A 12,000-nucleotide genomic window follows, 5' to 3' on the forward strand; every position below is an offset into this window, starting at 1 on the left:
TTACAAACACCTCCTCCATAAAATGTAAACGATTACAAATATGTATAAACCAACTATTCAATCATTCACAAATAGGATTTGGTTGCCCCAACCTTATCCATTGAGGCAACTGCTATCCGTCTCTAATTATGCTCTGCGAATTGTAAATTCAAAATCCAAATCTATTGATGGATCAATTAAATATTCATCAAGAACTGGTGCTCCCCAGCTGTCATCACCGCCAACGCCCATTTGACGACCGGCAATCGTAACAACGGTATGATGAATGTTCGGCAGCTCATAATGATGCGTCGCATTCTCCAGCTCCATTGCGGAATATGGCGATATGTTGGCTTCAACAGGGGCTGAGACTGGTGAGGATATTATAATCCCTTGACCAAGATCGTTGGTTACGGATACTTCGCGCACACCTGTACGGTTGCCCGATTCCTGCGGTACCAAATAGGACGATACATTGTCCACCGCATGATTCTGAAAGCGACACAATCTCGCGCCAAACGAACGGTCAATATAATTTTCTTCTGGCCCATTCGCATACCAATTCAGCTGGTAATAATCCGCTGGCACCTTGAAGGTTAAAGCGAAAAGGGGAAACTTCGGTAAACCCGGCTCTCCATGATAGCTTGATTTTACCTTTATGCTCCCATCGGAGAACACCGTGTAAGTTACACTTACTCGTACTCCTTCTGACACACTCAGTTTATACACGTAAGTCACAGTCGCTCGGTCCTCTTCTTCCATAAGCTCGAAGCTTAAGGTTCTTCGGCTCAAGCTTGCAGCATACCAAGTGGAAGAGTCGAAATGCATTCCCGCCCCCTTGTCGTTGTCTGTCATCGCTCTCCAGAAGAGCGGTGCCGGCGGCGAAGAGATCATTTCCCGTCCTGAATATTTGACGGATATTAGTGTACCAGCCTGCTTCGAGAACATTACAGAGAAGTCACGACCGTGAACGCCAATATTTACATCCCCTTCAACTACGCGAAAATCATTTACATTAGTGCTTACCTTAGGCTGTGTTGTAACCTCATCTTCTGACTTGTTCTCAACTTGAAATACATACTGTCCAAAAGCGATTTCATAACCAGCGCTTGCCCATAACGAATCTTCTTTGAGCACAAGAGAAACATCTAAACTATACTCACCAGACAGGTTAGTCTCTGGTAAATCAAGTTCTACATATCTTTCTTCTCCGGGTTTAACCTGGGCAAATACAATGCCACGATGGAATTCCTTGCCCTCATAATTCAGACAATAGTTCAATTTATAAGCATCCAAGCCAACAAATAAGTTCTCATTTCTGATGATAACCCCATAGCAATCAGGGGAAAGTTTGACGTTCTGATATAGAAATTTCACTTCCTGCATTTTCGGAGACCATCTGCGATCCGCATACACAATTCCGTTTCCTGAGAAGTTGTAATCGGTTGAACGGTCATCGAAGTCTCCACCATAAGCCATATAAGGTTTGCCATATCGATCATTTTTTACGATGACCTGATCCATGAAATCCCAGATAAATCCACCTTGATACATTGGATACTTCTGCTCTAGCTCTGTGTATTTATGCAATCCTCCAACGGAATTCCCCATCGCATGCATGTATTCGCAGCTAATATATGGCTTTAATGGATTTTCTTTTAGATACATTTCGATATCTGCTGCTTTCGCATACATCCGGCTTTCCATATCACTCGCATCATCATAATCCCGGTTATGGAACACCCCTTCGTAATGAACCAGACGCGTAGAATCCTTCTCACGAAAATAATTTGCAACGTTCCGAATGACTTCTCCGGCAAAAGACTCGTTGCCACAGGACCAAATCAGAATCGATGGATGGTTCTTGTCTCTCTCCACCATGGAAATCGCACGATCCATTACGATATCCTGCCATTCAGGCTTACTGCCCGGTATGTTCCAAGACGGTTCTACAACACCCATTTTTTGCCATGATCCATGCGATTCTAAATTCATCTCGTCAATAACATACACACCGTATTCATCACACAGCTCATACCAGAGTGTTTCATTCGGATAGTGCGACGTCCGTACAGCGTTGATATTCGCCTGTTTCAAAGTCTTTATATCCCACAGCATATCTTCTTTCGTAATACTGCGTCCGAAGCGCGAATTAAACTCGTGCCGGTTGACACCTTTGAATACAATACGTTTACCATTTAAGTGCATAATCTTATCGATCATCTCGAATTTTCGAAATCCAACCTTTTGCGGCACGACTTCCACAAGATCGCCGGATGCGTTGAAGACAGATACGTAAAGGGTATACAAATTAGGATCTTCTGCGCTCCACAGATGAACCTTTGATGCCTCAAGCGTAAGCGAAACGGAATCTCCTGAAACTCCAGTCTCACTACGAACTACAAGATTACCTGCCTTATCCTTAAGTTCAAGGACCACTTTCGAAGCAGGCTTACCCATCAACTGCAATACAGCCGTTAGCGTTCCCTGCTCAAACTTCTCATCCAGATCGGTCTGAACGTGGAGATCCCGCACGTGAACATCAGGCACAGTATATAGATACACATCGCGAAAGATTCCGGAGAAGCGCCAGAAATCCTGATCCTCCAACCAACTTCCGGTACTGCGCTGATAGACCTCAACCGCCAGCTTATTCTCACCTGCCGTCATGTACGGTGTCAGATCAAATTCACTCGGCGTAAAGCTATCCTCGCTATAGCCAATAAACTCCCCATTTAGCCAGATATAAAAAGCGGATTCAACTCCCTGAAAAGAGATATACAGTGGACGTTGTTCCCAGCCTACAGGCACTTCAAAATATTTAACATAGCTGCCTACAGGATTGTGATCCTCAGATATCATCGGAGGTCTAAGATGCTCATGACCATCCCATGGATACATCGTATTCACGTACTGAGGCTGCCCAAAACCCTGAAGCTGGATATGTCCAGGAACCTCAATATCATCCCACCCTCTACAGGACACGTTCTCCTTATAAAAATGCGCCTGTCGTTCCATAGCATTGTGGGCGTAGCTAAATTTCCAGCTTCCGTTCAGGCTATGCCGCCAACGCATATCTCCAAGCCCTTGAGCTTCAAATTTCGTCTCGTAATACCGATGATCGGAGTGCGCGTGTATTCTGCCTACTGCATAAACGGAAGGGTCTGACAACCATTCCAGACTTGGAGCGACGCCCCGTTCAACCTGCTGCTTCATCTAATTTTCCTCCTTCTGCTTTAAAATGATCGTTAGCTTATTTAACTGAACCCGTCATCCCAGCCACAAATTGCTTTTGCATCATGAAAAATACAAGGGCAGTCGGCAGGGTCGTAATGACAATCGCGGACATAATCAGACCATAGTCAGGCGCATAACCCGATCCAAGATTCGATATTAGCAATGGCACGGTCATATTTTCTGGTGATTGCAATACGATCAAAGGCCATAAATAGTTGTTCCAGCTGTTAAGGAAGGTGATAATCGCCGCGGCAGCATAAGTTGATTTCATCGTTGGCATATATATGCGGAAGAATAAACCAAATTCCGAAAGACCATCGATGCGACCGGCTTCCATCATTTCTTTAGGAAACATTTTTGTGTTTTGACGGAAGAAGAAAATTAAGAATGCTGTTGTAAATGTCGGCATAATAACTGCTGCTGCTGTATCGATACCAAGGAACGGCACAACACTCGATACTTTGGCAAACATTTGAAATAGAGGTACCATGATTGCCGCGAACGGAATCATCATAGAGGCTAGTAAGATATTAAATACGATATCTTTACCACGGCTGCGGTACATTTCAAAACCATATCCAGCCGCCGATGCTACCAATAGTGAAAGTAAAGTAGTAACAACAGAGATTTTTGCAGAGTTCCAAAGAGCCTGCCACATATCCACTGAACTAAAGAGATTGTCTATATTCTTAAAGAGATGCGTACCCGGAAGTAATGTCCCTTTAGTTACATCAACCGACTGATTTGTGGCACTAATAACCATCCAGATAAATGGAAAGATAGAGATCAGCGCAGCGATGACTAGAAACAGGTAAGTAAACATGCGTTTAGTTTTCATTATCTCTTGTCTCCCCCTACTTTGTTCTGAATCAGCGTCAGAATGAGTACCATTACAACAATCGAGTAGGAGACGGTTGCAGCGTATCCAAAGTCAGGTGTGTATTCAAAGGAAAGGTTGTAAATATATTGGGAAATCGACATGGTTGCATTGCCGGGTCCACCTTTCGTGATGTTAACCACCTCATCAAACAACTGAAGTGTTCCAATGGTCGATGTTATCGTCGTAAACAAGATAATCGGTTTCAATAGAGGAATTGTGATTTTGAAAAATTGAGTAAATGCACTAGCGCCATCTATGTGAGCAGCTTCATAAATAGATTTGTCTACATTTTGCAGGGATGATAAATAGAAAATCATATTATAGCCAGTAAAGCGCCAAGTGATAGCAATGATGATGGTAACTTTGGCCCAGAAGGGATCAGTAATCCATTGAATCGGTTCGCTGATTAGATGAAGACTCACCAGAAATTTGTTAATGATCCCTTCGGCTCCAAACATGTACTTGAAAACAACGGAATACGCTACAAGTGAGGTTACCGTCGGCAGAAATATAGCCGTTCTGAAAAAGCCCTTAAATTTCAGTCTATCGTCATTTAGCAGGACGGCGATAAAGAGCGCTAGTACCAGCATGACTGGAACCTGAATAATCAAATAAATAAATGTATTTTTGACGGCAGTAAGAAAAGTAGTATCGCTAAACAATCGAATATAGTTATCTAGTCCGGTAAAATGAAGATTGCTTCCTCTACCCGTCTTAAAAGATAGAATTAAAGCTTGAATCATTGGATAAAAATAGAAAACGCTGATCATAATGACCGGCACAAGGACGAATAACCAACCCGTCAGACGGATCTGCCGTGACCCTTTAGAGCTCTTATGTTTTTGCGGGCTTAGCCCTGTCTTTATAGTTTCCACTCCACTCCGCACCCTTCTGTCTTATATATTAGAGATGAAAGCCCCTGCTACCTATCCTTCTGTATAAATCCAATTTACAGGAGAAGAAGGAGCAAGGGCATCGGTTGTACAGCCTAAGTGCGATTAGCGAATTTGAGTATCCGCTTGCTTCTGCGCATCTTTCAGAACAGTGTCTACATCTTTGCCACCTAGATAAGATTGTACTGCTACAACCATAATGTCTTCGATTGCGTAAGTGTTCATGCCATAGTTGACGTTAGGAATTTGCTCGGTCCATGCTGCAAAGTCTGATACGACCTTTTGGCCTTTGAAAAATTCATCCGCAGCTGAGTAAGCTTCACCGCTCGCCGCAGCTTTCAAGGTGCCGATAACACCAACTTTTGTATTCAACGTCTGATACAGTTCAGCATCAGAAGCAAAAGTCTTAGATAGGAACTCAGCTGCTGCTTCTTTACCATCTACATTCATTACGTACCAGGAACTACCTCCAAGGTTGGAAGCGTGAACAGAGCCTTCTGTTGCTCCTAATTTAGGTAGTGGAGCTACTGCCCATTTACCAGATTGAGAAGCTTCTGCTTTAATCGAAGGTGTAATCCAGTTACCTGTAGGTACACTAGCCACTTCACCACCATTGAATGCACCTACAAACTGACTCCAGTCTGAAATTACTTTTACGATACCGGAATCCATCATTTCTTTGTACATTACAAGTGCCTCTTTCAAAGCAGGGTTGCTTTCTATGGTCGGAGTCTGACCATCATCTCCGGTATACCATGCGCCTGCCGATTGGATCATCACTCGGATAAGTCCTAGATCGTTCGGATCAAGTGTTAGCATGCTTTTGCCGGTTTTCTCTTTTACAGCTTTACCGATCTCGATATATTGCTTCCAGTCGATATCCTGTAATGCATCCAGGCTGTAGCCTGCTTGCTCGAGATAGTCTGTCCGTACATACATTCCAGTTACGCCAGAGTCAAACGGAACACCGTATTGTTTGCCGTCAACACTGGTAGGGCCAATCTTATAATCCGCAAAGTCAGCAGCCTTTACAACATCCGTCAATTCATAAAAAGAATCTGGATAAGCTTGTAAGAAGCTCTGTGCACGATAATCTTCGATCAACACAATGTTAGGAAGACCCTTCGTGGAACCAGAGTTTAGCCCCGTATTCAGCTTTTGAACGATATCAGCTTGAGCGTTCTCAACGACATTAACCGTTACGTCCGGATTAACTTTCGCATAAGCATCTTTGGCAACATTCATAGCGGCAATGTTAAACGCCGGGTCCCAAGCCCAAACTGTAATCTCTTTTGGCTTGCTGCTACCTTTGGCACCGGAGTTACCAGAGTTGCTCGTTTCATTTTTCGTTCCACCTGTGGAACATGCCGACAGTAGAACCACACTAGCTAGCATTACGGATAATAATTTTTTCACTACGTAAACCCCCTTGATAGTCTGAAAAATAATAAAGATGGAAGCGTTTTCTCTGCTACGCCTCCATCTTATCATTTTGTATTCGTTTTCTTTGGCAGTATCTTTGTTAGCTTTGGTGATATTATTGGGTCCTATTTTGATTCTCATATCGACTCTGGTACTTTTTTTAGATTCATGTAAAATTTTTAGTTTTTTAACAATGGAAGCGTAACAACGATTTGTGTACCTTCATTCCGTTTGCTTGTAATATTAATCCCGTATCTCTCACCGTATAACAATTTGATTCTGTCATCCACATTCCGTATACCGATCCCCGAGAACAGTTGGCGTTTGTGCTTCGAAGCTGGTAGCTGCTCCTCTTCCAGCAAATTCGGGTCAAGATCCATTCCATCACCGTTATCTACAACTTCACATACTAGTTGCTCTTCCTGCACGGAAATCATGATGAGAATTCTTCCCTCATCTTTAAGGTTGAATGCATGAAAGAAAGCATTTTCGATAAAAGGTTGAAGAATTAGCTTCGGCATATGATAATCCAAGCTCTCTGGCTCCACAAAGTAATTCACACGGATCTTCTCACCATATCTCACGTGATTGATATACACATAATGCTTCAACGACTCCAATTCTTGACTAACAGGAATGGTAGAATGAACATCGCTTACTGTATTTTGCAGGAGTGAGATTAGTGAATTTATCGTTCCAGCTGCTTTTTCCTTATTGCCCTGCTGCACCAGAAATTTGATAGAAGCCAGCGTATTATATAAAAAATGTGGGTTAATCTGCATTTGGAGTGCCGCCAGCTCCGCATTACGTTGTTGCTTTTGAGTCTCCATCAGCTTATCAACATAATCATGAAGTGAATCAAGCATAAAATTGAAGGCGTTACCTAACTCCTTAACTTCATAACTACTATTAGTGACATCTACATGATTATCGAAATCACCTGTAGGAATACTCGACATCTGTTTAACGAGTACACGCAAGGACTTCGTCATTTTTCGGGTGATCAAAAAAACAATAATAAGCGATATTGCCACGATAGCCATGATTGTCAGTGTCACCGCTTTGGCATTCACCATCTGTCCGGTCACGGCGTTCTTATCTATCAGGTTCACCATATAAAAATCAAATTCAGGTAAGTATTCCGAGAAAACAATTCGTTCATTCCCCATCACATAGGTAGAATCGCCATTTTTACCTCCATCCTCTACTTCTTGCAGCAGCTTTTTATCGCGGAGCCCAATCATTTCTGTCTTGCTGCTGGATACAATTAATCCCTTCTTATTCAGCAACACGACGTCATTACCCTCACTCGTAAAGTTAGCATAAAAGGGCTTGAAATCTCGATCACGAATGGCTACGTACATGGTGCCATAAATTCTTCCGGTCGAATGATCAAATAAAGCTTTGGAAGCTACCAGCATAGGCTCTTTCACGTTCTCTTTATTTTCCCTTAGATCGAGCTGGTACAGGATTTGATCAGGATGGGATATGGTTTCCTTCGTTATTGGGTGAGCCATTAGTTCATCTGCAGAAATGTCCCAATACCAAGGATCTGTTGAATAACTCCTGCCATTTACACCCACGATCATGATACCAACATCAATGGCGCTGAGGTTAGAGCGGATTGCCCGCATGCCCTCTGTCATGTGATATGTTTTGATCGCAAGATTCACTGCATCCGTCTCTCCGCTAGATAAATAGTTCCGGATAGCTTCATTTTGAGCCATCATAGTAGCACCGGTAGCAATAATATTGTTATACGATTCCAGGTTTGTCTTCATCTGATTCAGCAGTTTGCCGTTTGTAATACTAAAGGTCTGTAAAAATAATTTCTCCGACATACTAATTGTAATAGCCAGCGTCAAGAGTGATACAGTTACGATGCTAATTAGGGTCACGAGAAACAGCTTGAGGAATAAGCCCTGCTTTCTAATATTGTTAATGAAATTTCCAATCATGGCTGCTCTACGTCCCGTCTCCGGTACCGGCTTGGAGAAATGCCAGTCTGCTTTTTAAATACCTTGGTGAAATAACTCTGATCTGAATATCCCACGCTTGCGCTAATATCGGAAATTGATTTTTCTGTTGTCTCGAGCAATTCCATAGCTTTTTCCAAACGGACTTTATTCAGGTACTCACTAAAGCCTTCTCCATTATGGGCAGTAAAATAACTCGATAAATAAGAAGCATTGAAGTGGAACTGTCTAGCTACCCCTGTCAGTGTGATCGGATCTGCATAATGATTCTGAATATATTCGAGTAGCTTTGTCATATTGGGGTTAACCGATGAATTCGTCTCACCAATCGTGCGCTCAACTTCTCGAATGAATGCTTCGGTAACAGCAATAGCATCACTTGCATACATCGCTTCATCTATTTTTCGGAAGTAGTCGTATTTGGTCTCCTCCAGACCTCCGATCTCACACTTCATTTTTCCAAGCGTGGTCGCTACGTTAAATATAAAGTTGCCCAATAGCGATTTAAATTCGAAAATATCAATGCGATAATCCATTGAACGCAGATGGACATATTCAAGAAACTCTGTAAATGCCTTCTGGAATTGCTTACGTCTCAACTGGTCCATTAATTCTCCCATATCAATTTCCTGATATGCTCCCGGAAGACCCGGCAAATGATCATTCTCAATCAGACTTCGTTCTGGCAAGTAGAAACTGTATCGTGTAAGCTTCAAGTAATTGTCTCGATAAATCTCACCAAGTCTCTCGAAGTGCGCGAAGCTCTGACTGATAATAAAATGTGTTTCTCTCACACGATGTTCTATTTCTGAGATCAGATAACGGAGTTCAATCACAAGCTCGTCCCAATGTTCTGGATTAACGTTAAGCAAATAAATGACCGAGTCGTTAACAAACTTTAACCGAATAAACACAACATCGTCCAATGCTAACTTTTGAATTCCTCTTTCGATTTCATTTGCGAACGTTAACTTATCACCAGAATCTTTAATATGCTTCATATCTGCTCCGAAAAATGCGAATTGTGCGTGTGGAAACTTGGAATGAAGCAAAGCAGGTTCTAGCACTGACTCATATCCCGTCATGAGCTTCTCGATCGCGAACAAAAGCTGCTTTTCCTCTGGATCGGCCCCTGAGTCGCTTATCTTCATCCCTGCCATCTTAGCTGTAGTTTTATTTAGGATGGACAACAGATAATCGGCTTCCAGCTTCGGCTTAAGGATGTAATCTGCTACCCCACTCTGAAATGTGGAACGGACATAATCGTATTCACTGAAGCTGCTTAAAACGATTACTTCAATGTGTGGGTACTTCTCCTTAACGATCTTGACTAGCTTCTCCCCGCCCATTATTGGCATTACGATATCCGTAATAATAATATGAGGATTCAGCTCATCCATCATACTCAGTGCTTCAACACCGTTAGAGGCCTCTCCGACGATTCGATACCCTTCTTGTTCCCAATCCAAAAGATGTTTTATTCCCTGTCTAACCAGCATCTCGTCATCCACAATCATAATCTTAAATATTGGTTTCATATCTGCCCCCTTGCAGCTGTTCAACCTGTTATTATGTTCATTCACTGATTGAACAAATTTAAAAAGTCATACAAATGATCAGAACGCCGTTCCTCCATACTATCGAAGCATTGGATGTAACCGTTTTCTATTTATCTGTTACAGTTCAATCCTTCCGACTTGGAGCGACCTTCTATACAAATAAAGCCTTGAGACTTCTTAAATTTGTTTAAACCAAATAATAGTCCTCACCAGCAATTATGGTCAAGTCCCCATTTTCAAATCCAATTCCAAGCACAAGTTAATTCATTTGATTTACAATAATGATATATCGAATTACAATAAATTAATGTTGATTCGCGAGTGTTTTTTGTGTATTATATGATTATCAAGTAAAGGAGAATGTCATATGAAAAAGAAATATCTAATAGCCGCTTCACCATTATTATTAAGCATCATCAGTTTAATGATCTCACGTATGGTGGGTTCAAGCGTGGGACCGGATGGAATCTTGCATGAGCCGGCTTTTTTCTTAATTCCGCTTAGTTACCTATTTTTTTTCTGCAGTATTGTAGCATTCCTATTCGTAGGTCTCGGGTCAGTCCTCAATAATAGAAAAAAGATTTCGTAATAGCGTTGTATGAGGACATTAACTTTTATAGCAAAAAGAAAGAAGCCGCAATATTTCGCGGCTTCTTCTGCGTTGGATGTTCATTTTAAATTTGACATGGACTCTATAAACTCAATTTCTGCTGGAGTAAGACTACCAGCTCTTCAGCTGTATCCCAAACGATTGGACGGATATTTTTCACTTGTACAAAAAGATCATTGGCATCGCTGCTGTTCACAGTCCAAATCACTGGAATGTTCAACCCGAGCGCATATCCTGCAGTAAAATACACTTCAGGAGATTGGCCGGTTAAATCAGCGATAATCAGTTTACTCTCCTCTATAAGCACCAAAGAATACGGTTCAAGGTTTTGCATTGACGTATGCCTTAGTAACCGTGGTATATAACCAAACTGCTCGATTTTAGGAAGCAGCTTATCCACCCACTCCGTGTGCAAATCCTCCGCATCTGACAATAGAACGATACAGGGTTTTAATTTTTTGCCTCCTGCGATTGCGGCAGCTTCATTCCATCCCTTGTCCGTCAGCTTAAAAGTCATGCCTTCCCTGATCATAAACTGCTCGTTAATCAGCTTATCTATGATATATACCAGTTCTTGCAGATTAGGCGAATACGTTAGGTTATAGCTACTGGAGAGTGGCTGAATAACAACGGATTCCCCAGGGGCTTCAGAATGTCTGTATAAGTATTGCAGTAAACGGTTTCCTTTATCTTCAATCGTCACTGGAATTTTCGAGGAATTTACAATGGATTCTAAATCGTCGGCCGATAGACTGACCTTTTCTCCACGATCTGTCAGCTCCCGTATATAAGCCGATATCACATGAAACATATCGCGTTTCTTTGGATGCGCGAGAGAATTTATAGGCTCATAGCTGTCTCTCAATAAGTTATAGAACCCGTCAGGAGAACAATTACAGCCTAAAAATCTATCGTAATCACCTTCCGATGTAATGGATACCATCTCATCACAGAACAAGCAGTATTTCTTAATCATTACAACTCATCACCTCTTATTCATTGATATCCCCTTACCTTACCAAGAATATCTTAAAAAGTAGACAAGAAGATATTTCCTTTAGCACTGAACATAGAAGTGAAATATCATAAATGTCCACAAAAAGACACTGACTTGTATCCGTGTCTTTTTATGGTCGGATGAGTATTTTTTGGTTTTTGAAGTGCTCATTTAAAGCTGTTGATAGTATTATTTTTATATAAATAGCGAAAAAAATCATATTGACTCATTATTTGAAATTAAAGTATATTCTTAGCAAATGAACCATTATTTATTTATATTTTTTCTATTTACTTTTGAGGATAGAGTCCTTTTTCAGATTCTATCAAATGACATGCAATACATTTACTGATTTAGGAGGTGGTTAAGTTGAATACATAAAGCTTGTTTTTAAATTGGACAGGCCGCAGGTTAAGAAATTAAATTAAATTGAAGAAGGAGTGTATT

8 protein-coding genes are annotated in these 12,000 nt (G+C 41.5%); 1 reads left to right on the top strand and 7 read right to left on the bottom strand.

Features of this window, described 5'->3' with window-relative positions; translation table 11 throughout:
* Positions 1–126: 126 nt before the first annotated feature.
* The 6 genes from NSQ29_RS12440 to NSQ29_RS12465 form a co-directional block, all read right to left on the bottom strand.
* A complete protein-coding gene (locus NSQ29_RS12440; protein WP_341125206.1) occupies positions 127–3,195 on the bottom strand; it encodes a glycoside hydrolase family 2 TIM barrel-domain containing protein in 3,069 nt (1,022 codons plus the stop codon).
* Positions 3,196–3,232: 37 nt separating this feature from the next.
* Positions 3,233–4,054: a carbohydrate ABC transporter permease gene (locus NSQ29_RS12445; RefSeq protein ID WP_042188171.1), complete on the bottom strand. Its 822-nt coding sequence runs from the start codon at positions 4,052–4,054 to the stop codon at positions 3,233–3,235.
* Positions 4,054–4,866, bottom strand: coding sequence for a carbohydrate ABC transporter permease (locus NSQ29_RS12450; RefSeq protein WP_427469193.1), 813 nt, complete (start codon positions 4,864–4,866; stop codon positions 4,054–4,056). The genes NSQ29_RS12445 and NSQ29_RS12450 overlap by 1 nt, the downstream gene beginning before the upstream one ends.
* Before the next feature lie 228 nt (positions 4,867–5,094).
* Positions 5,095–6,405 (bottom strand): ABC transporter substrate-binding protein, encoded by a 1,311-nt coding sequence (locus NSQ29_RS12455; protein ID WP_341125207.1) that lies wholly within the window; start codon positions 6,403–6,405, stop codon positions 5,095–5,097.
* Positions 6,406–6,590: 185 nt separating this feature from the next.
* Positions 6,591–8,369, bottom strand: coding sequence for a sensor histidine kinase (locus NSQ29_RS12460; RefSeq protein WP_076285728.1), 1,779 nt, complete (start codon positions 8,367–8,369; stop codon positions 6,591–6,593).
* A complete protein-coding gene (locus NSQ29_RS12465) occupies positions 8,366–9,925 on the bottom strand; it encodes a response regulator transcription factor (protein WP_341125208.1) in 1,560 nt (519 codons plus the stop codon). The genes NSQ29_RS12460 and NSQ29_RS12465 overlap by 4 nt, the downstream gene beginning before the upstream one ends.
* 388 nt (positions 9,926–10,313) lie before the next feature.
* Between NSQ29_RS12465 and NSQ29_RS12470 the strand changes: the two genes are divergently transcribed.
* Complete coding sequence (locus tag NSQ29_RS12470; protein ID WP_149644521.1) at positions 10,314–10,535, top strand: DUF3955 domain-containing protein; 222 nt, start codon at positions 10,314–10,316, stop codon at positions 10,533–10,535.
* A 103-nt stretch (positions 10,536–10,638) separates the two neighbouring features.
* Here NSQ29_RS12470 and NSQ29_RS12475 read toward each other — a convergent pair whose 3' ends face one another.
* Positions 10,639–11,532, bottom strand: coding sequence for a hypothetical protein (locus NSQ29_RS12475; protein WP_341125209.1), 894 nt, complete (start codon positions 11,530–11,532; stop codon positions 10,639–10,641).
* Positions 11,533–12,000: the final 468 nt, after the last annotated feature.

This window comes from Paenibacillus sp. FSL F4-0236 (assembly GCF_038000135.1).
Classification (GTDB): Bacteria; Bacillota; Bacilli; order Paenibacillales; family Paenibacillaceae; genus Paenibacillus_AQ.